General features: G+C 62.5%; 21 protein-coding genes. 13 read left to right on the top strand and 8 right to left on the bottom strand.

Annotation, left to right across the window (positions count from 1 at the left end; all coding sequences use genetic code 11):
• The first annotated feature begins 71 nt into the window (after positions 1–71).
• On the top strand, positions 72–2,588 hold the full coding sequence (gene hrpB, locus F7R20_RS26800; protein WP_003205845.1) for an ATP-dependent helicase HrpB: 2,517 nt from the start codon (positions 72–74) through the stop codon (positions 2,586–2,588).
• 129 nt (positions 2,589–2,717) lie between these two features.
• On the opposite strand, the gene F7R20_RS26795 is transcribed toward hrpB, so the two are convergent.
• Positions 2,718–3,797 carry an endonuclease/exonuclease/phosphatase family protein gene (locus F7R20_RS26795; protein WP_003205843.1) on the bottom strand — a complete coding sequence of 360 codons (1,080 nt, stop codon included), beginning with the start codon at positions 3,795–3,797 and terminating at the stop codon, positions 2,718–2,720.
• Between the two features lie 90 nt (positions 3,798–3,887).
• Positions 3,888–4,550, bottom strand: coding sequence for a YciC family protein (locus F7R20_RS26790; protein WP_003205840.1), 663 nt, complete (start codon positions 4,548–4,550; stop codon positions 3,888–3,890).
• A 174-nt stretch (positions 4,551–4,724) separates the two neighbouring features.
• Here F7R20_RS26790 and F7R20_RS26785 point away from each other — a divergent pair, with 174 nt between their 5' ends.
• The 3 genes from F7R20_RS26785 to F7R20_RS26775 all read left to right on the top strand — a co-directional run bounded on the left by F7R20_RS26785 (position 4,725) and on the right by F7R20_RS26775 (position 6,724).
• The gene (locus tag F7R20_RS26785; protein WP_003205839.1) at positions 4,725–5,483 is read left to right on the top strand and encodes a DUF2076 domain-containing protein; all 759 of its coding nucleotides are present in this window, start codon (positions 4,725–4,727) and stop codon (positions 5,481–5,483) included.
• Positions 5,484–5,611: 128 nt separating this feature from the next.
• Positions 5,612–6,091 carry a LabA-like NYN domain-containing protein gene (locus F7R20_RS26780; RefSeq protein ID WP_003205838.1) on the top strand — a complete coding sequence of 160 codons (480 nt, stop codon included), beginning with the start codon at positions 5,612–5,614 and terminating at the stop codon, positions 6,089–6,091.
• Between the two features lie 21 nt (positions 6,092–6,112).
• A complete protein-coding gene (locus F7R20_RS26775; protein ID WP_003205836.1) occupies positions 6,113–6,724 on the top strand; it encodes a 3'-5' exonuclease in 612 nt (203 codons plus the stop codon).
• 218 nt (positions 6,725–6,942) lie between these two features.
• On the opposite strand, the gene F7R20_RS26765 is transcribed toward F7R20_RS26775, so the two are convergent.
• Positions 6,943–7,395 (bottom strand): Lrp/AsnC family transcriptional regulator, encoded by a 453-nt coding sequence (locus tag F7R20_RS26765; protein ID WP_003205835.1) that lies wholly within the window; start codon positions 7,393–7,395, stop codon positions 6,943–6,945.
• 161 nt (positions 7,396–7,556) lie between these two features.
• Here F7R20_RS26765 and yedA point away from each other — a divergent pair, with 161 nt between their 5' ends.
• Positions 7,557–8,459, top strand: coding sequence for a drug/metabolite exporter YedA (gene yedA, locus F7R20_RS26760; RefSeq protein WP_003205832.1), 903 nt, complete (start codon positions 7,557–7,559; stop codon positions 8,457–8,459).
• 58 nt (positions 8,460–8,517) lie between these two features.
• The gene (locus F7R20_RS26755) at positions 8,518–9,855 is read left to right on the top strand and encodes a DEAD/DEAH box helicase (protein ID WP_003205830.1); all 1,338 of its coding nucleotides are present in this window, start codon (positions 8,518–8,520) and stop codon (positions 9,853–9,855) included.
• Positions 9,856–9,982: 127 nt separating this feature from the next.
• Here F7R20_RS26755 and F7R20_RS26750 read toward each other — a convergent pair whose 3' ends face one another.
• Complete coding sequence (locus tag F7R20_RS26750; protein ID WP_003205828.1) at positions 9,983–11,218, bottom strand: TIGR03862 family flavoprotein; 1,236 nt, start codon at positions 11,216–11,218, stop codon at positions 9,983–9,985.
• A gap of 276 nt (positions 11,219–11,494) precedes the next feature.
• On the bottom strand, positions 11,495–12,415 hold the full coding sequence (locus tag F7R20_RS26745; RefSeq protein WP_003205826.1) for a histone deacetylase family protein: 921 nt from the start codon (positions 12,413–12,415) through the stop codon (positions 11,495–11,497).
• Between the two features lie 73 nt (positions 12,416–12,488).
• Here F7R20_RS26745 and F7R20_RS26740 point away from each other — a divergent pair, with 73 nt between their 5' ends.
• The 3 genes from F7R20_RS26740 (at position 12,489) to F7R20_RS26730 (ending at position 14,622) form a co-directional block, all read left to right on the top strand.
• Positions 12,489–13,058: a GNAT family N-acetyltransferase gene (locus F7R20_RS26740; RefSeq protein ID WP_003205825.1), complete on the top strand. Its 570-nt coding sequence runs from the start codon at positions 12,489–12,491 to the stop codon at positions 13,056–13,058.
• Between the two features lie 104 nt (positions 13,059–13,162).
• Positions 13,163–14,032 (top strand): acyl-CoA thioesterase II, encoded by an 870-nt coding sequence (gene tesB / locus F7R20_RS26735; RefSeq protein WP_003205823.1) that lies wholly within the window; start codon positions 13,163–13,165, stop codon positions 14,030–14,032.
• Positions 14,029–14,622 carry an HAD family hydrolase gene (locus F7R20_RS26730; RefSeq protein ID WP_003205821.1) on the top strand — a complete coding sequence of 198 codons (594 nt, stop codon included), beginning with the start codon at positions 14,029–14,031 and terminating at the stop codon, positions 14,620–14,622. Before tesB ends, F7R20_RS26730 begins: the two co-directional genes overlap by 4 nt.
• 143 nt (positions 14,623–14,765) lie before the next feature.
• Here the strand turns inward: F7R20_RS26730 and F7R20_RS26725 are convergent, their stop codons facing one another.
• A complete protein-coding gene (locus F7R20_RS26725) occupies positions 14,766–15,713 on the bottom strand; it encodes an alpha/beta hydrolase (protein WP_003205819.1) in 948 nt (315 codons plus the stop codon).
• The gene (gene ypfJ / locus F7R20_RS26720) at positions 15,714–16,598 is read right to left on the bottom strand and encodes a KPN_02809 family neutral zinc metallopeptidase (protein ID WP_003205817.1); all 885 of its coding nucleotides are present in this window, start codon (positions 16,596–16,598) and stop codon (positions 15,714–15,716) included.
• A 211-nt stretch (positions 16,599–16,809) separates the two neighbouring features.
• Between ypfJ and F7R20_RS26715 the strand changes: the two genes are divergently transcribed.
• Positions 16,810–17,586 carry an IclR family transcriptional regulator gene (locus F7R20_RS26715; RefSeq protein WP_003205815.1) on the top strand — a complete coding sequence of 259 codons (777 nt, stop codon included), beginning with the start codon at positions 16,810–16,812 and terminating at the stop codon, positions 17,584–17,586.
• 62 nt (positions 17,587–17,648) lie between these two features.
• Positions 17,649–18,527 carry a DMT family transporter gene (locus F7R20_RS26710; RefSeq protein ID WP_003205814.1) on the top strand — a complete coding sequence of 293 codons (879 nt, stop codon included), beginning with the start codon at positions 17,649–17,651 and terminating at the stop codon, positions 18,525–18,527.
• A gap of 77 nt (positions 18,528–18,604) precedes the next feature.
• Here the strand turns inward: F7R20_RS26710 and F7R20_RS26705 are convergent, their stop codons facing one another.
• Complete coding sequence (locus F7R20_RS26705; RefSeq protein ID WP_003205813.1) at positions 18,605–19,942, bottom strand: MFS transporter; 1,338 nt, start codon at positions 19,940–19,942, stop codon at positions 18,605–18,607.
• Positions 19,943–20,208: 266 nt separating this feature from the next.
• Between F7R20_RS26705 and quiC the strand changes: the two genes are divergently transcribed.
• Positions 20,209–22,110, top strand: a complete 1,902-nt coding sequence (quiC, locus tag F7R20_RS26700) for a 3-dehydroshikimate dehydratase QuiC (RefSeq protein ID WP_003205811.1) — start codon at positions 20,209–20,211, stop codon at positions 22,108–22,110.
• Between the two features lie 103 nt (positions 22,111–22,213).
• On the top strand, positions 22,214–22,891 hold the full coding sequence (locus F7R20_RS26695; RefSeq protein WP_003205809.1) for a TetR/AcrR family transcriptional regulator: 678 nt from the start codon (positions 22,214–22,216) through the stop codon (positions 22,889–22,891).
• Positions 22,892–22,894: the final 3 nt, after the last annotated feature.

Genomic DNA, 22,894 nt, shown 5'->3' with positions numbered 1-22,894 from the left:
CGTTGCTGGTTGGAGTCCAGACCACGCTAAACAGTTCGCCGTTATACTCGGCCCTCTGTTTTGGAGCCAGCATGATTTCTTTGCCGATTGATGAAGTTTTACCCGCCCTGCGTCAAGCCTTGGCATCGCGCCACGAAGCCGTGCTCGAAGCGCCGCCCGGTGCCGGTAAAACCACCCGTGTTCCCCTGGCCTTGTTGCACGAGCCCTGGCTGGCCGGGCAGACCATCCTGATGCTCGAACCCCGGCGCCTGGCGGCACGGGCGGCGGCCGAGCGGCTGGCCAGTGAACTGGGGGAAAAGGTCGGTGAAACCGTCGGCTACCGGATTCGCCTCGACAGCAAGGTCGGCCCCAAGACCCGCATTGAAGTGGTCACCGAAGGCATCCTCACCCGGCGCTTGCAGGACGACCCGGCGCTGGAAGGCGTGGGGCTGCTGATTTTCGATGAATTCCATGAACGCAGTCTCGACGCCGACCTGGCCCTGGCCCTGAGCCTCAACGGTCGGGAGCTGTTTCGCGAAGACCAACCACTGAAGATCCTGCTGATGTCCGCCACCCTGGAAGGTGAGCGCCTGGCCGGGTTGCTGGACAACGCGCCGATCCTGCGCAGCGAAGGCCGCATGTTCCCGGTGACGGTGCGTTGGGGCCGGCCGTTCCAGCCCGGCGAGTTCATCGAGCCGCGGTTGGTGCAGACCGTATTGGATGCACTGGGGGATGAAACCGGCAGCGTCTTGGTGTTCTTGCCCGGGCAGGCCGAGATCCGCCGGGTCCATCAGCAACTGGCCGAGGCCTTGGGCGAGGGTGGCAATGTGTTGCTCTGTCCATTGCACGGCGAACTGGACCTCGCCGCCCAGCGCGCCGCCATCGACCCCGCGCCACTCGGCCAGCGCAAAGTGGTGCTGGCCACCAACATCGCTGAAACCAGCCTGACCATCAATGGCGTGCGGGTGGTGATCGACGCCGGACTGGCCCGGGTGCCGCGTTTCGACCCGGGCAGCGGCATGACCCGACTCGACACCCAGCGCATTTCCCGAGCCAGCGCTACCCAGCGGGCTGGTCGGGCCGGGCGTCTGGAGCCTGGTGTCTGCTATCGATTGTGGTCCGAAGACCAGCATGAACAATTGGCCGCCTACGGCAGCGCGGAGATTCTGTCGGCGGACCTGGCTGGATTGGCCCTGCAGTTGGGACGCTGGGGCGTGACGCCGCAGCAATTGGTCTGGCTCGACATTCCGCCCACCGCTGCGTATGCCCAGGCCCAGGACCTGCTGCAACGCCTGGGCGCGTTGGAAGGCGAGCAACTGACTCGCCATGGTCAGGCCATGGCCGAGCTGCCGGCCCACCCGCGTATCGCTCATTTGCTGTTGCGCGGTCAGGCGCTGGGGCTGGCGGACATGGCCTGCAACGTCGCCGCACTGTTGGGCGAGCGCGATATTCTGCGTGGCGCCGGCGCGGATCTGCACAGTCGCCTGGCCTTGCTGTCCGGCGAAGAACGCGCAGCGCGCGGCGCCCAGGGCGGGGTGCAGCGGGCGCGACAACTGGCCCGGCAATATCGCGGTTACCTGCGAGGTAAAGCCGAAGAAGCCGTGGCCGATCCCGATCATCCGCGCTGGCTTGGTGCGTTGCTGGCGCTGGCCTACCCGGACCGCGTCGCCCAGCAACGCCGGCCCGGCGGCGCCGAATATCGTTTGGCCAACGGCCGTGCGGCGCTGTTTGCCGAGGCTGACAGCCTGATGAAACAAGCGTGGCTGGTGATCGCCGACCTAGGCAGCCGTCAGGGCCAGCGCGAAGAGCGGATCTACCTGGCGACGGATTTCGACCCGGCGCTGTTCGATTCGGTATTGGCCGAACAAGTCCGTGTTGTGGATCAACTGGATTGGGACGAGCGCGAAGGCGTGCTGCGCGCCGAGCGCCAGCGCAAGGTTGGCGAACTGGTGCTCAGCCGTGAACCGCTGACCGGCCTGGATGAGTCGGCCCGTAGCCAGGCCCTGGTGAACCTGGTGCGGCGCAAGGGCCTGGAGTTATTGCCCTGGACCCCGGAACTGCGGCAATGGCAGGCGCGGGTGGCGCTGCTGCGTCGCCTGGACCTGGACGCCAAGGGCGAGAGCGAATGGCCGGATGTCAGCGATGGCGCATTGCTGGGCAGCCTAGAGCATTGGTTGATGCCGTATCTGGGCCGAGTCTCGCGCCTCAGCCATTTTGCCAACCTGGATTTGTCGAGCATCGTTCACAACCTGTTGCCCTGGCCCCTGCCGCAACGCTTGGATGAATTGGCGCCGCACCATTTGAGCGTGCCCTCGGGGTCGTCGATCCGCCTGGACTACAGCGAGCATCCGCCGATCCTGGCGGTGCGCTTGCAGGAGCTCTTCGGCCTGGCCGACACCCCGCGCATCGCTGGCGGGCGCCAGGTGGTCAAGTTGCACCTGCTGTCACCGGCGCGCCGGCCGGTGCAGGTCACCCAGGATCTGGCGAACTTCTGGCGCAGCACCTACGCCGAGGTGAAGAAGGACCTCAAGGGGCGCTATCCCAAGCATTACTGGCCGGACGATCCGCTGGTGGCGGAGGCGACGGCGCGGGTCAAGCCGCGTAAGTGAGCTGAGGATATTCAGGATATGAAATACAAACTCTGTGGGAGTCGAGCTTGCTCGCGATAGCGGTGTGTCAGTCAATGACCGTGCTGCTGATCCACCGCAATCGCGAGCAAGCTCGGCTCCCACAAAGGGCTAAGGCGCTGCCGGCAACAGGAACCGCGCAATCACCGGCAAGTGATCGGAGATACGCAAGGTGTCGTCCTGCCTTACCTGGGCTTCGACCCGTTTGAGGCGCGGACTGTAGAAGAGGTAGTCGACGGTGCGGTCGGGGCCGTTGAGGCCGGGGTCGTTCGGGTAGTGGGTCAGCCAGTGTTCGCGGTCGATGCCGCTGGCCTCGTTGTTGGTGGGGATCATCGGGTATTTGTCCCACAGCAGGTGCAGAGGGCTGTCGGCGGAGTAGGGCGTGCGTTGCTCGGCCGGCAGGCGCCGGTACTGGCCCAGGGGCAACAGGTTGAAGTCGCCGCCGATCAGCCAGGGTGTGCCAGCGGATTCGAATTTATCCAGGGCCTTGGCCACGGCGGTGATTTGTCTGGGCAGGGTTTCGTCCGGCTCGGTGGCCCGTTCCAGGTGGGTGTTGAGCACCGCCAGTTGGCCGCCGCCGCTCAGCGGCAGATAGCTCACCAACAAGGCATTTTTCGGCTGGAACTGACGGCTGATGATGTTGGTGTCGGCCACCGGCAGTTGTACCCGTTCGGCATGGTCGATGCGGTAGCGACTCAGGGTCGCCAGTTGTCGGCCGACGCTGCCGAAGATGTGCGGATCGGGGACGAAATCGGCCTTCCAGTCGAAGGCACTGGTGCCGCACGGATAGAGGTCGGCCAGCCGCTCCTGCAACAGCTTGAGCTGGTCCTGGTAATCGCTGGCCTTGGCGCCCTTGTCCAGTTCCTGGAGCAGCACGACGTCTGGTTGCTCGTCGCGGATGACCCGTGCCACTTCGTCGAGGCTGAAGGCCATGTCTTCCAGGGTCGGGCTTTCGTCGTTGCCCTGGGCCAGGTCGTGCCAGAACACGTAGCGTTTGCCGGCGAGGAACTGGACGTTCCAGGTCATCACCTTCAAGGCCTGGCCGGGCGCCAGCGGTGCTGCGTTGGCGGTGCAACTGACCGGCAAGGTTTCCCGGGGCTGTGGCCGCCAGGTCAGGCCGTAGATCGACAGGGCGGCCAGGCTGAGGATCAACAGCAGGCCCAGCAAGGTGTAGCGCAGTAGACGGGTCATGGCTCGGCTTATGGGCGAAACGCGAAAGTGATCCCGAGCATAACCGAGAGCGGTTCTCAAGCCCAAGCCCAGGGCCTTCGCAGTGTGCGATCAGCGGTTGTCAGGCTTGGCTTCGATCAGCATGAACATGCGGAACAGCACCACGCTGGTGAACAGCTGCAAGAAGCTGTGGACGCTGTCGATCAGCAGGCTGAGCACAGGGTTCTGAGGCGGTGGATACACCGAGACGCTGACGCCCTTGAGCAGCCACAGCGGGCCCATCACACAGAGAATACACAGCAGGACCCGCCAGAAGTTGCCGCGGGACATGTTCAGGCTTTCCTTCATCGCCGCCAGGGGTGTCAGGCCCCTGAGGACCAACAGGTATTCACTGAAGGCCAGGGTCACCATCAGCCACAGGCCCGGCAGGAAGTACAACGACAGCCCCACCAGGATCAACAGTGTGTTGAGGGCCGTCAGCAAGGCAAAGCGTGGCCACAGGGTGAGGGCCGTTGCGAGCAGGTCACGGGTGCGTGGTGCTTCACCGCGGCTGCGGGCGTCGAGAAACAGGATCAACGCGGCGGTGTACAACGGGTACACCAAGAGCCCGACGATCACGCTGTAGCCGGGGAAACCCTCGGGGCCGACGGCGCTGTCCACGCCTTGCTGCAGCAAGGCCTCGAGTATGACCAGCGGCAGGCACAGCTGGGCGATCCGGCCCAGATGGCGCTTGAAGAAATACAAAGAGTCGCGCAGCACGTCAAACGGATTCATGAGTCGGTATCGCAGTTCAAAAGCGGTCCGACACTTTAACCGATCAAGCGCCCGCACAAGCAAACGTAAACATCAGGTAAAGACCATTGAAACCTTTGCGGCGAGCCCCATTACTGGTGGGCACCGGTCTTCTGGACCGGAATGGTTTCTACCCGGCAATCTAATGAGGTCGCCATGAACAGCGAAGAACAAACCCTGATCGATGGACTGTTTTCACGGCTGCAACAGGCCGAAAAGGATTCAGCCCCGCGCGACGTCCAGGCCGAGGCGCGGATCAAGGAACACCTGGCCAGCCAGCCAGCGGCGGGCTATTTCATGGCCCAGGCGATTCTGGTGCAGGAGGCCGCGATCAAGCGCCTCGATGAACAGAACAAGCAACTCGCCCAGCAGGTCGAGCAATTGCAGGCCGAGCTGCAACGGGCCCGTTCCCAGCCATCGGCACCCAGCGGTGGCGGAGGCTTTCTGTCGAGCATTTTTGGTGGCAGCGCCCGGGATTCACGCCCGGCAAGCACACCGACGTCCAGTGGGGGAGGCTGGCGCGAACCGGCACAGCCGTCCTTCAATGCCCAGCCCCAACAGGGCTTCGGCGCGCCGCCCGGCAATTATGGCGCACCGCAACAGCAGGCCCCGGCTGCGGGCAGCTTCCTCGGCGGCGCCCTGAAAACCGCGGCAGGCGTGGCCGGCGGTGTGATGCTGGCCCAAGGCATCAGCAGCCTGTTCCACAGTAACCAGCAACCCCAGGAAATCGTCGAGGTCATCAAGGAGGAGCCGGCTCAACCGGTCAACGACACCGCCAACAGCGGCGACAACGGTTGGGGCGATGACCAACGGGTGGCCGATAACGACGGCTATGGTAATGACCCGGGCGGTTTCAGCGACGCGGACTACAGCGACGATTCATCTTCCTTCGGCGACGACGACTCCTTCGTCTGAGCTGCCATTCGTCCGGGGCGCACAGGCGCCTCGGGGCGATTATTCGCGGAACAATCCTTCGGGCTGGCATACTGGGCGACTTTTCGGCCCAGGTGGTCTGCGTGCGTGTGCATCCAAGAGGAAACGCGGTGAAAAAAATTGCAGTGTTCGCCGATGTCCAGAACCTCTACTACACCGTGCGCCAAGCCTACGGTTGCCATTTCAACTATGCCGCGCTGTGGGCTGATGTCAGCAAGCAGGGGCGGATCGTCGAGGCCTATGCCTACGCGATCGATCGCGGTGACAGCAAGCAGCAGCAGTTCCAGCAGATCCTGCGCAACCTGGGCTTTATCGTGAAGCTCAAGCCCTACATCCAGCGCAGCGACGGCTCGGCCAAGGGCGACTGGGACGTGGGCATCACGCTGGACATCATGGACGCCGCCGACCACGTCGACGAAGTGGTGCTGGCCTCCGGCGACGGCGATTTCGACATGCTGCTCGAACGCATCATCCAAAAACACGGCGTACAGGCCGTGGCCTATGGTGTGCCGGGGTTGACCGCCAACTCGCTGATCCGCGCTGCCAGCCGCTACGTGCCCATCGAAGGCGCGTTGTTGCTCAAGAATTGATTTTCACGGAGTTCAAAAGGTTTGGAACGCATCGCAGTCATCGACTTTGAAACCACCGGGATCACCCCGAGCAGCAGTTGCCGGGCTACTGAAATCGCGGTGGTGATGCTTGAGCAAGGCCGGATCGTCGACCGCTACCAGAGCCTGATGAATGCCGGTGTGCGCGTCCCTGCGTTTATCGAGCAACTGACCGGCATCAGCAACGCCATGCTGCGCAGCGCCCCGTCGGCGGAAAAGGTGATGAACGAGGTCAACGAGTTCGTCGGCATCACGCCGCTGCTGGCGCACAACGCTGCGTTCGACCAGAAGTTCTGGGATTTCGAACTGGGGCGAATCAAGCGCACCCGCCTGCAGAATTTTGCCTGCTCACTGTTGCTGGCCCGGCGCCTGATGCCAGCGGCGCCGAACCACAAGCTCGGCACGCTCAACACGTTCGCCGGCCTGCCCCATACCGGCCAGGCTCACCGGGCCATGGCCGACGCCGAAATGGCCGCCAACCTCACCGCGCACCTGGCTTCGCAATTGCGGCAAAAGCATGGGCTGCGGGAGTTGTCCCATGATCTGTTGTGCAGTTTGCAGAAAGTGCCGGCGGCGAAGATCAACGAGCACCTCAAGCGGCATCGCGGGTTCTAAACACACCACAAAGCAACTGTGGGAGTGATGTGTCAGACAGGCCGCTTTCGCGAGCAAGCTCGCTCCCACACCAGATCCCGGCAACACCCAGACCCTGTGCCCACTGAAGATCCAATGTGGGAGCGAGCTTGCTCGCGATAGCGGTGTGTCAGTCGACATTGAGGTTGGCTGATCCAAAGCTATCGCGAGCAAGCTCGCTCCCACAGTTTCGATCAGTGTTACTTCCCGTTGCCTTCCAACTGCCCCAGCGGCACGCGCTTTTCAATGGCGCTGGACAGCACGATCGAGGTCTTGCTGAAGCCGAACTTGGCGATGCGGTTGATCAGCTCTTCCAGTTCCGGCATCGAGCCAACCGCCGCTTGCATGATCACGCACGGGTCTCCGGTGACCCGGTGGCACTCGGTCAGTTGCGGGATCTTGCACAGTTCGTCGTAGGTCTTCTGGTTGCCATGCTGGTTCATCCGCAATTCGATGACGCACTGCACCGGCAGGCCGATCTTCGCCATGTCGACTTTGGCTTGATAACCGGTGATGACGCCGCTGGCTTCCAGTTTGCTGACCCGCTCGGCTACGGCCGGGGCTGACAGGTTCACTTTGCGGGCCAGTTCGGCGTAAGACGCACGACCGTTTTCCAACAGGGCGCTGAGCAGCATGCGGTCGTATTTATCCACGGTATGGCTTCCTGTTGGTGTGACTTTCGAAAACACGATTTATAGCGTTGATATCCGTGTTTTGAAAAGTGTACGGCTCGGATAAACAGGTTTTGTAACTTATTTTCCGTCTGTCGCCTTTCTAGAATAACGTCTCTCATTGTCCTGACTTCGAGCTGAACATGCCCGGCCCACGCCGTTTTCCCTTGCCATTGATTGCTGCCTTTTTTGCCTTGTACGTCATCTGGGGTTCGACCTACCTGGTGATTCGCATCGGTGTGGAGCATTGGCCGCCGCTGTTGCTGGCCGGGATTCGTTTTGTGCTGGCCGGTTCGCTGATGTATGGCTTCCTGCGCTGGCGCGGGGCACCGGCGCCGACCTGGGCGCAATGGAAGGCCGGGGCCATCATCGGTGTGTTGTTGCTCAGTTTCGGCAACGGCGCGGTCAGTGTGGCCGAGCACACGGGCGTGGCGTCCGGGGTGGCGGCGTTGGCGGTGGCGACGGTGCCTTTGTTTACCTTGCTCTGCGGATATTTCTGGGGGGCGCGTAATACCCGTCTGGAATGGGCGGGGATTGTGCTGGGGTTGATTGGCATCGCGATGCTCAACCTGGGCTCCAACCTGCAGTCCAGCCCGTTGGGTGCGACCTTGCTGGTATTCGCGGCGGCGTCCTGGGCCTTCGGTTCGGTGCTGAGCAAACACGTGCCGTTGCCGGCAGGGGCGATGGCCAGTGCCGTGGAAATGCTGGTAGGCGGCGTGGTGCTGTTGATCGGCAGCGTGGCCAGCGGCGAGCACCTGGACAGCATGCCGCCGCTGGAAGGTTGGTTTGCCTTGGCTTACCTGACCTGCTTCGGCTCGATCGTCGCCTTCAATGCCTACATGTACCTGCTCAAGCATGTGCGCCCGGCGGCGGCCACCAGTTATGCCTACGTCAACCCGGCAGTGGCGGTGTTGCTGGGGATCGTGTTCGCGGGTGAAACCATTGGCGCTGAAGAAAGTCTGGCGATGCTGGTGATCATCAGTGCCGTGGTGCTGATCGGTTTGCCGCAGTGGCGCAAACCCAAGCCTGCGCCGGCCGCTTCCTGATTTAGGGTAAACTGCCGCGCATTGCACACCTTGCGCTGATTTTTCCTACGGTACTTCCATGACTTTCGCCACCCTTGGCCTGATCGAACCCTTGCTGCGCGCCCTCGAGACGCTCGGTTACCAGACCCCGACCCCAGTGCAGGCCCAAGCCATGCCGGCGGTGCTGGCCGGTCGTGACCTGATGGCCGCGGCCCAGACCGGCACCGGCAAGACCGCCGGTTTCGCCGTGCCGCTGTTGCAGTTGCTGACCACCGAAGGGCCGAAGGTCGCGGCCAACTCGGTGCGAGCGCTGATCCTGGTGCCGACCCGTGAGCTGGCTGAGCAGGTCCATGAAAGCGTGCGTCAGTACGCGCAAAACCTGCCGCTGAGCACCTACGCTGTGTACGGCGGTGTCAGCATCAACCCGCAAATGATGAAGTTGCGCAAAGGCGTCGACCTGTTGGTCGCCACGCCAGGGCGTCTGCTCGATTTGTTCCGCCAGAACGCGCTGAAGTTCAATCAGCTGCAGACCCTGGTGCTGGACGAAGCCGATCGCATGCTCGACCTGGGCTTCTCCGAGGAACTGGCGAATATCTACAAGGCACTGCCGAAGAAGCGCCAGACGCTGCTGTTCTCGGCGACCTTCTCCGACGCGATCCGCCTGCTGGCCGGGCAGATGCTCAACGATCCGCTGAGCATTGAAGTGAGCCCGCGCAACGTCGCCGCCAACACCGTCAAGCAATGGGTGGTGACGGTGGACAAGAAGCGCAAGCCGGAATTGTTCGTGCACCTGATGCGCAAGAACAAGTGGAAGCAGGTGCTGGTCTTTGCCAAGACCCGCAATGGCGTTGATGCGCTGGTGGAGAAACTCCAGGGCCTGGGCGTCAACGCCGACGGCATCCACGGTGACAAACCCCAGGCCACCCGCCAGCGCGCGCTGGACCGCTTCAAGGCCAGCGAAGTGCAGATCCTCGTGGCGACCGACGTCGCCGCCCGTGGCTTGGATATCGAGGATTTGCCGTTGGTGGTGAACTTCGACCTGCCGATCGTCGCCGAGGACTACATCCACCGCATCGGCCGTACCGGTCGGGCGGGCTCGACCGGGGAAGCGATTTCCCTGGTCTGCGCCGACGAAGTGAACCTGCTGTCGGCCATCGAGATGCTGACGCGCCAGACGCTGACTCGTCAGATGGAACAGGATTTCGAGCCTGAGCATCGGGTTCCGGACACCGACGCCAGTGGCCAGGTGATCAAGAAACCGAAAAAGCCGAAGAAACCGAAAACCTCCGGTGGCGGCGGCAAGCGCAACCTGGGCAAGTGGGTGGACAGCGGCGACTCCTCGCCTGTGGAACCTTCGGTCAAGCCTGTGCGCAAAGTACCGGTGTTCAATACCGGGCCGCGTAAGCGTAAGCCTTGATGATCTGCTGCGCCTGATACACCGCTATCGCGAGCAAGCTCGCTCCCACAGGAGATCTGTGGTGGACACCGGATCTGTGAACACCTGAAAACCACTGTGGGAGCGAGCTTGCTCGCGATGGGGGCGCCTAAGCTTGTAACCACTCCAGCATCCCCAACCCCGCTGCGCGGCCACTGGCAAAGCACGCCGTGAGCAGGTAGCCGCCGGTCGGTGCTTCCCAATCGAGCATTTCCCCGGCGCAGAACACGCCGGGCAATTGCTTGAGCATCAGGCGTTCATCCAGGGCCTCGAAGGTCACGCCACCGGCGCTGCTGATGGCTTCGTCCAAGGGGCGGGTCTTCACCAGGGTGAGTGGCAGGGTCTTGATCGCCTGGGCCAGCCGCGCTGGGTCAGTGAAGCACTCGGCCGGTGTGAGCTCGCGCAATAGCGCGGCCTTGACGCCGTCGATCCCCAACTGGCTGTGCAAGTGCTTGGCCATCGAGCGGGAGCCGCGTGGCTTGCTCAGGGCTTGCTGGATCTTATCCACAGGCCGGCCCGGCAGCAGGTCCAGATGGATCGTCGCGCTGCCGTGTTGGTTGATAGCTTCGCGAATCGCTGCCGACAGGGCGTAGATCAGACTGCCTTCGATGCCGGTGGTGGTGATCACACATTCGCCGAGGCGCGGTACATCGTCGTTCAGGCCGATGGCGATGTTCTTCAGCGGGGCGCCAGCGAATTTGCTGATCATCAGGTCGCTCCAGGCCTCTACCTCGAACCCGCAGTTGCTCGGTTGCAATGGCGCCAGGGTCACACCGCGTTGTTCCAGCGGCAGCATCCAGGCGCCGTCGGAGCCCAGGCGCGACCAACTGCCGCCGCCCAGGGCCAGCAGTGTCGCGTCGGGGCGTAGCGTTTTCTCACCTTCCGGACTCGCTATGCGCATGCTGCCATCGGGGTTCCAGCCGAGCCAGCGGTGGCGCGTGTGGATCGCCACGCCGGCATCGCGCAGGCGCTTGAGCCAGGCGCGCAGCAGTGGCGCGGCTTTCATGTCGGTAGGAAATACCCGCCCGGAGCTGCCGACAAAAGTGTCGATGCCCAGCCCGTGAATCCATTCGCACAATTGCTCGGCGCCGAATGCCCGCAGCAGCGGGGCAATGTTCGGCGCACGTTCGCCGTAGCGAGAGAGGAAGGCCGGGAAGGCTTCGGAGTGGGTGATGTTCATGCCGCCCACGCCGGCCAGCAGGAATTTGCGGCCCACCGAGGGCATGCCGTCGTACAGGTCGACTTGAAGGCCTGCCTGGCTTAGCACCTCGGCCGCCATCAGACCGGCGGGGCCGCCGCCGATGATGGCGACGTTTGGGGCGGAAGGCTTGGCGGTCGAGGTCATGATTTGAACTGGGGGCTGGGGTAGGCGGGGCATTCTACCAGCACAATTCTTTGTGGGAGCGAGCTTGCTCGCGATAGCGGTGTGTCAGTGACATTCATGTAGCTGACCCTCCGCTATCGCGAGCAAGCTCGCTCCCACAGGGGGTGGGTGGTGCTTTCAAAGAGGTGATCAAAAAACAGCCAAGCCTCTGTACGCTACAGGCAGCATAGCCTGTAGGTCGTTTCGCTCAGGTTATCCACAGGCCGCTCCACAGGCATTGTGGGTAAAGCCCAGGTTTCAGTGACAACCTGATGATGTCCAGACCCTTTGTGCGCTGTGGTGCAGGATTCCGTGGCGGCGGGCGAGGGCCTGGCGGTCCTTGCTGTAGCCGCCACCGATCACGCCGACCACCGGGATATCGCGCCCCAGGCAATGGCGCATGACGCTCTCGTCCCGGGCGGCGAGGCCTTCGTCGGTCAGTTTCAGGTAGCCGAGGGCGTCATCCTTGTGTACGTCTACGCCGGCGTCATACAACACCAGGTCCGGCTGATAGAGCGGCAGCAAGTAGTTGAGCGCATCGTCCACCACCTTCAGATAAGCCGCGTCTTCCATGCCCATCGGCAGGGGGATGTCCCAGTCGCTTTGCGCCTTGCGTGCAGGAAAATTCTTTTCGCAGTGCAAGGAAACTGTCACGGCGTCCGGGGTGTCATGGAGTATTCGGGCGGTGCCGTCGCCCTGGTGCACATCACAGTCGAAAATCAGCACCCGCGAGACTCGGCCGCTGGCCAGGAAATAGCGGCTGATCACCGCCAGGTCGTTGAAGATGCAGAACCCGGCCGGGTGGTCGTAGTGGGCGTGATGGGTGCCGCCGGCCAGGTGGCAGGCCAGCCCATGCTCAAGGGCTTGTTCGGCGGCCAGGAGCGAGCCGCCCACGGCGCGCACCGTTCGGCGGGCCAGGGCTTCGCTCCAGGGCAGGCCAAGTCGCCGTTGGTCCTCACGGGACAACTCGCCGCCCATGTAGCGTTCGATATACGCACGGTCGTGGGCCAGGGCGAGGATGTCCGGCGGACACAGCGACGGGCGCAACAGGTCGGCGTCGCGGGTCAGCCCGCTGTCCACCAGGTGATCGCGCAACAGGCGAAACTTGTCCATGGGGAAACGGTGTTCCGCCGGGAAGTCAGGGCTGTAGTCTTCGTGATAGATAAGCGGCAGCGACATGGTGTTTTCAGTAGTGATTGAGTGACGGATCCTACCAGCGATGTAGACTCTGGGGCATGGAAGGGGAGTGAAAATGGAGCCGATACTGGAACTGGAAAGCGCGCGGCTGCTATTGCGGCAGTGGCACGATGATGACTTGCCGGAATTTGCCGCCATGTGCGCAGACCCGCAGGTGATGCGTTATTTCCCGGCGCGCCTGAGCCGCCTGGAAAGCGCTGCCCTGATCGGTCGCGTGCGGGGGCATTTCGCCGAGCATGGTTTTGGTTTGTGGGCCCTGGAACGCAAGGACACTGGCGCCTTCATTGGCTTTACCGGGCTGGGTGTGGTCGGGTTCGATGCGCCTTTCACACCGGCTATCGAGATCGGTTGGCGCCTGGCCCGGGAACACTGGGGCCTGGGGTATGCCAGCGAAGCGGCCTGGACCGCCCTGCGTTGTGCTTTCGACCAGTTGACGCTGGACGAAGTGGTGGCGTTCACCGCCGTCGACAACCTGCCATCGCAAAAGGTCATGCAGGCCATTGGCATGCAGCACGACCCGGCTGACGATTTCGAACACCCGACACTCGCCGTCGGTCATCCATTGCGTCACCATGTGCTCTATCGCATCAATCGTGAGCAGTGGTTGCAGACCCTGCACGGTTAGCCGACACGGACGTTTACAATGCCCGCCAAAATGGCCCGGGCCACTATCGATCCGCCGCCGCAGCATAGACTGCGCGGTTTTTGCGCTGTGTGAGGAAAGTCTGAATGAGCCACGTGTTGGAAGATCTGGTCGACCTGCTGACCCTGGAACCGATCGAAGAGAACCTGTTTCGCGGGCGTAGCCAGGACCTGGGATTTCGCCAGTTGTTCGGCGGCCAGGTCCTGGGCCAGTCGTTGTCGGCGGCCAGCCAGACCGTGGAAGAGGCGCGCCATGTGCATTCGATGCACGGTTACTTCCTGCGTCCGGGCGACGCCGCGCTGCCGGTGGTCTACCAGGTGGACCGGGTGCGCGACGGTGGCAGCTTCAGTACTCGCCGGGTGACGGCGATCCAGAAGGGCAACCCGATTTTCACTTGCAGTGCGTCATTCCAGTACGACGAAGAGGGCTTTGAGCACCAGAGCAGCATGCCGCAAGTCGTCGGGCCGGAGAATCTGCCATCCGAGCTGGAACTGACCCAGCAACGTGCGCACCTGCTGCCTGAGCACATGCGCGAAAAACTGCTGTGCCCCAAGCCGATCGAGGTGCGCCCGGTCACCGAAAAAGACCCTTACAACCCGCAGCCGGCCGATCCGGTCAAATATGTATGGTTCCGCGCCGATGGCGCCCTGGCGGATTCGCCGGCCCTGCACAAATACCTGCTGGCCTACGCGTCGGACTTCGGCCTGTTGACCACTTCGTTGCTGCCCCACGGCAAATCGGTCTGGCACAAAGACATGCAGGTCGCCAGCCTCGACCACGCCTTGTGGTTCCATGCCGACCTGCGCGCCGATGACTGGTTGCTCTACGCCATGGACAGCCCGTGGGCCGGAAATTCCCGCGGGTTTTCCCGTGGCAGCGTGTTCAACCGCGCCGGGCAACTGGTGGCCTCGGTGACCCAGGAAGGCTTGATCCGCCATCGCAAGGACTGGGCATGAGCCTGGCCGAGGTTCGTCACTGGGTATTCGACATGGACGGCACGCTGACGATTGCCGTGCATGACTTCGCGGCGATCCGCGTGGCCCTGGCGATTCCGGCCGAAGACGACATCCTCACCCACCTGGCGGCGTTGCCGGCTGATGAAGCTGCGGCCAAGCATGCCTGGCTGCTGGAGCATGAACGGGACCTGGCGCTGGGCTCCAGGCCCGCGCCGGGGGCGGTTGAACTGGTGCGAGAGCTGGCCGGGCGCGGTTATCGCCTGGGCATCCTCACCCGCAACGCCCGCGAGCTGGCCCACGTCACCCTCGAAGCCATCCGCCTGGCGGACTGCTTCGCCGTGGAGGATGTACTGGGCCGCGACGAAGCACCGCCCAAACCCCACCCCGGTGGCCTGTTGAAGCTGGCCGAGGCCTGGAACGTGGCGCCCGAGACGATGGTGATGGTGGGCGATTACCGCTTTGACCTGGACTGCGGGCGCGCGGCGGGTGCACGGACGGTGCTGGTGAACCTGCCGGACAACCCGTGGCCGGAGCTGACGGATTGGCATGCGCGCGATTGTGGGGAGTTGCGGCGGATGCTGTTGGCTTGAGCGCTGGGTTGACTGATCGATCGCTATCGCGAGCAAGCTCGCTCCCACAGTGAATTTGTGTCGAGCACAGATTTTGTAATCGACAGAGACCCCCTGTGGGAGCGAGCTTGCTCGCGATAGGTCCCTGTCATTCGCTACAAAACTCACTGACCAAACAACACCTTCAACCCCTCGGGCGAAGTCAACATCCCATCCCCGTTATGCCCCACCCCCGGCACTTCGATCAGCCGCTGGTTCAACCCCACGGGATGGCGCCGGGTCAGGTAGTCGAAAAAGAAATGCCCGCGCAGTAACCGATACGGCCCCTGGGTTTGTGCTTCACAGCTTTTATCCAGCGCCGGATGTTCCGGGTCGGTGTCTTGTTGTCCGAGCAAATAGACGATGTCGCGCTTGGCGTAGTTATCTTCCAGTTGCGCGGGTGTTTGCCCCGCCGCGTAGGCTGGCAAGTTCTGTAGGCCGTACTTCCAATGATTGAAGCCAGGGCAACTGGCAGGGTCGAAAGCCATGGGCCGTTGCGCATCGAAGTAGGCATAGGACGACGGGTTGGCGATGACAAAGCGTGGGTTGATCCGGTACTGGCCGTGGGCGAGCAGGGCATAGCGCTGCACGACCTGGGCGCCGCCGGAATGGCCGGCGATGACGATCTCCTTCACTTCGGGAAACTGTTGCCGGTCACTGACTCGCGCAACGATGTCGTCGAGTACCTGGTAGGAACTGACCGGGTTCGGCCCTGTGGATAAACCACCGGCCATCCAGTCGTTGCCTTGCCAGCGCAGGATGTCATTGGGCAATTGATGGCGCGCCACGTCCTGTTCATTGAGGAACTGCGGGGCGATGATCAGGGTGGTGCCCAGTTGCCCGGCCTGCCCGGCAGCCTTTTCGGCGCTGTGCAGGTAGGTGTCGGCATTGCGCAGCCGACCGTGGAGGATGATCAACACGCGCTGGATGGACGCCGGCGGTGGGCTTACGCCGACGGCCAGGGCACCACCCTTGAACTGCAGTCGCCCTTGGGCGACCACGTTGACGCCGTGTTCCTCGGCCTGGGCAACGGCGCAGCACAGCACCAGCCCGATCAACGCCCCCCACTTCATCTACAGGGTTTTCGCCGCGAACGTGTCGCACTGGCTGACCTGGCCCTGGGCGAACCCGGTCTTGAACCAGCGCACTCGCTGCGCCGAAGTGCCGTGGGTGAACGAGTCCGGCACCACGCGGCCCTGGCCTTGTTGCTGCAAGCGGTCATCGCCGATGGCATTGGCGGCATTCAAGGCCTCTTCGATGTCTCCCGGCTCCAACCAGTTCAGGCGTTTTTGCGCATGGTTGGCCCACACACCCGCCAGGCAATCGGCCTGCAACTCCTGGCGTACCAACAAGCCGCCATCGCCCTCCATCTGCCGCCCTTGCTGGCGTGCTTCCTGGATTTTCGCCGACACGCCGAGCAGCGTCTGCACATGGTGTCCGACTTCGTGGGCAATGACGTAGGCCTGGGCGAAGTCTCCGGCGGCGGCGAAGCGTTGGGACATTTCCTTGAAGAAACTCATGTCCAGATAGACTTGCCGGTCTGCCGGGCAATAGAACGGACCGGTCGCCGACGAGGCAAGGCCGCAGGCCGAGTTGACCCGGCCGCTGAACAACACCAGTTTCGGTTGCTGGTATTGGCGTCCGGCCTGTTGGAAAACCTGGCCCCAGGTGTCTTCGGTATCGCCAAGGATCGAGCGCACGAACTCGGCCTGTTCATCGTTGGCCGGTGGCGCCTGGCGGGTCTGTGAAGAGGTGGGTGCGGATTGATCCATCTGCCCGGCCAGTTGGCCGAGAATCTGCATCGGGTCCTGGCCGGTGATCCAGCCGATGCCGACGATCAGGAGGACGGCCGTCAGGCTCAAGCCCTTGCCGCCGCCGAAACGCATCCCGCCACCGCCCCCACCGTCACCGCGAGCGTCCACCACGTTGTCACTGCGGCGACCTTTTTTCCATAACATGTGGGCGTTCCTCTGATTGGCCGGGGTGTCACTGTATTGTCGTTGCGGTGAGTCTAGCTTTTGGGGCGTCAGGATGCGCGTGATGCCTGAGCTTTCAGGCAACCGTCGCGGGGTTTGGTTCATCAGCGCATGAATGAATGGCGCATCGGTTCCAGAATTTGCATTACACTTTGCATATTCTAGAATCGACGAACTTACCTTTGGATCGCTCATGGCCGGCAGTCAAATCGAACGGGTTTTCAATGTGCTGGAAAGCCTCGCCAGCGACCCTCGCGGCTGGCCGCTGCTAGGCTTGGCCGAACAGTTGCAGATTCCCAAGAGTGCCACCCACCGTTTGCTCGCCGAACTGATGCGCCTGGGCTATGTGCGCCAGAGTCCCGAGAACCTGCGTTATCACTTGTCGACTCGCCTGGTCGCCATGGGCTTTCGTTATCTGTCGCGAAGTGGAGCCGACATCGTCCAGCCAGTGCTCGATCGCCTTGCACAGCAAACGGGTGAACTGGTGCGCCTGGGTGTCATCGAAGGGGAGTGCCAGACCTGGATCGCCAAGTCTCAGGGGGCCCGTTCCGGCTTGCGCTACGACCCGGACATGGGGCGTGAGACGCCGTTGTCCTATACCGCGTCGGGCCATGCCTGGCTGGCTTGCATGAGTGACGCCGAGGCGTTGGCACTGGTGGCGCGCCAGGCTGTGCAAGTGCCGGCGGACGCCGGGCCAAACGCACCACGCAGCCCGGCTGAACTGCTCCAGTACCTGCACCAGGCCCGCGAGCAAGGCTATGCCTGTGTCGAGGAAAGCTCGGCGATCGGCACGTCGGCCATTGCCGCTGTGGTCCGTCATCCATTGGATGGCCGAGTCATCGGCGTATTGAGTGTTGCCGGCCCCAGCGCACGGATGACGCGGGCGCGGTTGCATGAGCTGGCACCGACCTTGCTGGCGTTTGCCGAGGAGCTATCGCAAGCCAGTCAGGCCTCGGAGTTGTTCAGCTGAATGCGGTCTCATCCGTCACAGGCAAGCCTTGCTCCCTACATCACGCAACGCAGGATTCCTACATGACCGTCAGCACTCCGCTTTCCGGCGTCAATCAGGCTTTCAAGGGCATCCTGCTTATTCTGGTGGCGACGTTTCTGTTCTCCAGTCATGACGCCTTGTCGAAATATCTCTCGGGTTTCTACCCTATCATCATGGTGGTCTGGGCACGTTACGTGGTGCACACGTTGTTGATGGCGGGTATTTTCCTGCCGCGCTCGGGGTTGCGGGTCCTGCGGACCAAGCGTCCTTTGTGGCAACTGGCCCGGGCGCTGTGCCTGCTGGGCACCAGCCTGTTCTTCACCACGGCGCTGTTGTATATCCCGCTGGCCGAGGCGACGGCGGTCAACTTCCTCGCGCCCGTGCTGGTCACCGCGTTGTCGGTGCCATTGCTGGGCGAACACGTGACACGCGGCCAATGGATCGCGGTGATCTTCGGCTTTATCGGGGTGTTGATCATCGTCCATCCGGGTGGGGATCTGTTCACCCCGGCGGTGATATTGCCGTTCTGTTCGGCGCTGTTCTTCTGTTTCTACCAACTGCTCACACGCAAGCTCAGCGAGATCGACAGCCCGACCACCAGCAACTTCTTCGCTGGCCTGTGCAATACGTTGGTGATGAGTGCGCTGGTGCCGTTCTTCTGGCAAGTGCCGAGCCTGTTGCACGGTGCGATGATGCTGGCGCTGGGTGCCTGCGGGATGACGGCGCACCTGATGCTGACCCAGGCCTTCCGCTTTGCCGCCCCGGCGCTGCTCGCGCCATTCGGGTACTGCCAGATCGTGTTTGCCGGGCTGCTGGGCTGGTTGTTGTTCAACCACACGCCGACGCTGACCACCGTGGTGGGCATCACCTTGATCTGCTTGAGTGGGTTGGCGGCGGCGTGGCAGCAGCGGCGGGCTTAACACCGATTGTGAAGGGGGCAATTGTGGGAGCAAGCCTTGCTCCCACAGTGGGATAAATAATCCCGGGCTGACTGGAATCAGTTTTCCAGCGTAGGCACCTTGCGCGGTGCCATGAAGTACAACCAGGTCAGGGCAATGAAGTACATCGCCGGGATCAGGGTGAACAGCACGGTGTAGTTGTTATTGGTGATCGTGAGGATGTGGCCCACCAGTTGAGTCATGAACATCCCGCCGATGGCCGCGCACATGCCGCCGAAGCCGAACACCGTGCTCATCATGTGCTTGGGCGTGTAGTCCATCACCAGGCTCCAGATGTTGGCGGTCCAGGCCTGGTGCGCGCCGATGGCCAGGGAAATGGCGAATACCGCCATCCACAGGCTGCTGGAGCCCGCGGCCATGATCACGCCGATGATGCAGCAGGCGAACAGCAGCATGGACACCAGTCGCGCCTTGATCGGATTGAGACCACGGCCAATCAGGAACGAAGACAGGATGCCGCCGCCCACGCTGCCGAAGTCGGCGGTGAGGTAGATGATGATCAGCGGGATGCCCATCTGGGTCACGTTGATGCCCAGGTTGTATTGCTGGTTCAGAAACGGCGGCAGCCAATAGAGGTAGAACCAGAACACCGGGGCGGTAATCGAGTAGGCCAGGGCGAACGCCCAGGTGCCGCGCATGCGCAGGATGCGTGAGAACGGCACGCGGACCTGGTCCGGTTCCTCCTGGGCCTGGATGTAGTCCAGTTCCGACTGTTTGACGCTGGGATGGTCTTCGGGGTTGAAGTATTTCAGGCCCCAGAACAGCAGCCAGATCCCGCCCAATGCCGACATGCACAGGAACGCCGCCTGCCAGCCCCACACGTGCAGGACCAGTGGCAGCAGCATCGGGGTGAACATCGCGCCGACGTTGGTCCCGGCGTTGAAAATGCCAGTCGCCACGGCCCGTTCACCGGCCGGGAACCACAGCCGCGTAGTCTTCACGCAGGCCGGGTAGTTGGCGGCTTCGGTCAGGCCGAGGATGAAGCGGCAGACCATGAAGCCCACCGCCGAGGTGGCCAGGCCGTGGGCGCCGGTCGCCAGGCTCCAGAGCAGCACCGCGCAGAAGAACACGCGCTTGACGCCGATCCGGTCGATCAGCCGTCCTTGCAACACGAAGCCGACGGCATAACCGACCTGGAACCAGAAGTTGATGTTGGCGTAGTCCATCGCCGTCCAGCTCATTTCCTTGGCCAGGATAGGCTGCATGACGCCCAGGGCGGCACGGTCGATGTAATTCAGGGTCGTGGCAAAAAACACCAGGGCGAGCATGCCCCAACGGGTCTTGCCCACGGCCATGGCGCCGCGGATCTTGTCGCCGATGCCGCTGGAGGAGACTCCCAGGCTGGGGGCCAGGCGGGAACTTTGGGAAGGGATCATAGCGTGTACCCGTTTTTGAAATTCTTATGGTTGGTCTGGGTCTGTCCATCGAGGTCGGCAGGGCCGGCGTCAATGTGGGAGCGATGGTGCGCAGTGAGCAAAAAATCGTCAATTCGGCAATGGCCATTTTGTTCGATAATCGCCCAAAAAACTAACTGGATGGTACATATTAAATTGCTGAAAGAAACCGGCAGCTCAATAATCGGCTGACTCTTTAAAAAGCGGCGCACCTTTTGTAGCCGATGCCTGTCCCGGGAGCCGAAGTCATGCAGCGTTCCATTGCCACCGTGTCCTTGAGCGGTACCTTGCCGGAAAAACTCGAAGCCATTGCCGCCGCCGGGTTTGACGGGGTGGAAATTTTCGAGAACGACCTTCTCTACTACGATGGCAGCCCTCGGGAAATCAGGCAGATGTGCGCCGACCTGGGCATCGCCATCACCTTATTCCAACCGTTTCGCGACTTCGAAGGCTGCCGCCGCGATCGCCTGTCGCGCAACCTGGAGCGGGCCGAGCGCAAGTTCGACCTGATGCAGGAACTGGGCACCGACCTGGTGCTGGTGTGCAGCAACGCCTCGGCCGACAGTGTCGGCGATGAACGGATTCTCATCGATGACCTGCGCCTGCTGGCCGAACGCGCCGGTGCGCGCGGCTTGCGGATCGGTTATGAAGCGCTGGCCTGGGGCCGGCACGTGAATACTTATCAACAGGTCTGGAACATTGTGCGCCAGGCCGATCACCCCAGCCTCGGCGTGTTGCTCGACAGCTTCCATACCTTGTCCCTCAAGGGCGATCCGAGTGCGATCGCCGAGATTCCCGGCGACAAGATCTTCTTCGTGCAAATGGCCGACGCGCCGATCCTGGCCATGGATGTCCTGGAATGGAGCCGGCATTTCCGTTGTTTCCCGGGGCAGGGCGAGTTCGACTTGCCGGGTTTCCTGGCGCCGATCATCAAGAGTGGCTACACCGGACCGCTGTCGCTGGAAATCTTCAACGACGGTTTCCGCGCCGCGCCGCCACGGGCCAATGCCGCCGACGGCCTGCGCTCGCTGCTGTACCTGGAAGAAAAAACCCGTCAGCGGCTGGCTGAAGAAGTGCCCTCCATGGGCAATGCCGACATCCTGTTCGCCACGCCGCCGGCCAGCGAATACAACGGCATCGAATTCCTCGAGTTCGCCGTGGACGATAACCTCGGCGCCAAGCTGTCCCATTGGCTGGAACGGCTGGGGTTCGTCAAGGCCGGCCAGCATCGTTCCAAGAATGTCAGCCTGCTGCGCCAGGGTGATATCAACCTGATCCTCAATAGCGAGCCGTACTCGTTCGCCCACAGTTTTTTCGAAGCCCACGGACCTTCGTTGTGCGCCACCGCCGTGCGCGTGAAAAACAGTGCCAGCGCCCTGGAGCGGGCTGTTGCCTACAAAGGCCAGCCTTATCGGGGGTTGGTGGGCCCCAATGAGCTGGAGCTGGCCGCGGTGCGGGCACCGGACGGTAGCCTGATTTACCTGGTGGACCAGCAGGCCGATGTCTATGGCACCGATTTCAACCTGCAGCCGGGTGCGGTCATTGGGGCCGGGCTCAAGCGCATCGACCACATGGCGATGGCGCTGCCGGCCGACAGCCTCGACAGTTGGGTGCTGTTCTACAAGAGCCTGCTGGATTTCGAGGCTGACGACGAAGTGGTCTTGCCCGACCCTTATGGCCTGGTAAAAAGCCGTGCGTTGCGTAGCCGCTGCAGTTCGATCCGCTTGCCGCTGAACATTTCCGAGAACCGCAACACTGCGATCTCACACGCGCTGTCGAGTTATCGTGGCTCCGGCGTGCATCACATCGCCTTCGACTGCGACGACATCTTCGCCCAGGTCAGTCGTGCCAAAGAGGCGGGTGTGCCGTTGCTGGACATCCCGCTCAATTACTACGACGACCTGGCGGCGCGTTTCGATTTCGACGACGAGTTCCTTAGCGAACTGGCCTACTTCAACGTGTTGTACGACCGTGACGCCCAGGGTGGCGAGCTGTTCCACGTCTACACCGAGCCGTTCGAAGGGCGGTTTTTCTTCGAAATCATCCAGCGCAAGAATGGTTACGCCGGTTACGGCGCAGCCAATGTCGCGGTGCGGCTGGCGGCCATGGCCAAGTCCCGCAGCGGTGGTTTGCGGCACGCCAAGTTGTAGGAAAATCGTAAACGTGGCGGTAATGGGCCGTGTCCTGGCTTCCTTCAGTGCACGGTGCGGCCCATAATCGCCAGCCTGTGCAGTGATGGCCGTGAGCCCCGCAATGACTATGAATCCAGAGCTTTCCGCAGCGCTCGACGAACCCGTCGCCGCGCCGCGCAAGAGTCGCAAGAACAACCCGGAGAAGACCCGGGAAAACATTCTTCAGGAAGCCATCGTCGAGTTCGTCCAGCAAGGCCTGGCCGGTGCCCGGGTCGACGCCATCGCCGAGCGCATCCACACCTCCAAGCGCATGATCTACTACTACTTCGGCAGCAAGGAGCAGTTGTACGTCGAGGTGCTGGAGAAACTCTACGGTGACATCCGCACCACCGAGAGCCGCCTGCACCTGGCGGAACTGACCCCGGTCGATGCGATCCGGCGCCTGGTGGAGTTCACCTTCGACCACCATGATCGCAATGTGGATTTCGTGCGCATCGTCTGCATCGAGAACATCCACAACGCCGAGTACGTGAAGCAGTCAGGTGCGATCAAGGCGATGACCAATACCATCCTCGATTCCCTGGGCGTGATCCTGCGGCGCGGTGCTGAAGAGGGCGTGTTCCGTGCCGGCCTCGAGCCGCTGGATGTGCATCTGCTGATCAGTTCGTTCTGTTTTTACCGGGTGTCCAATCGCCAGACGTTCGGTGAGATCTTTCAGATCGACCTGTCGGATGAAGCTATCAAGCAGCGGCATCGTGAGATGGTCTGTGAGTCGGTGTTGCGCTATCTGCAAGTCTGACCT

The organism is Pseudomonas brassicacearum subsp. brassicacearum (genome assembly GCF_008801605.1).
GTDB lineage: Bacteria > Pseudomonadota > Gammaproteobacteria > Pseudomonadales > Pseudomonadaceae > Aquipseudomonas > Aquipseudomonas brassicacearum.
This window is presented reverse-complemented; position numbering and strand designations above follow the sequence as displayed.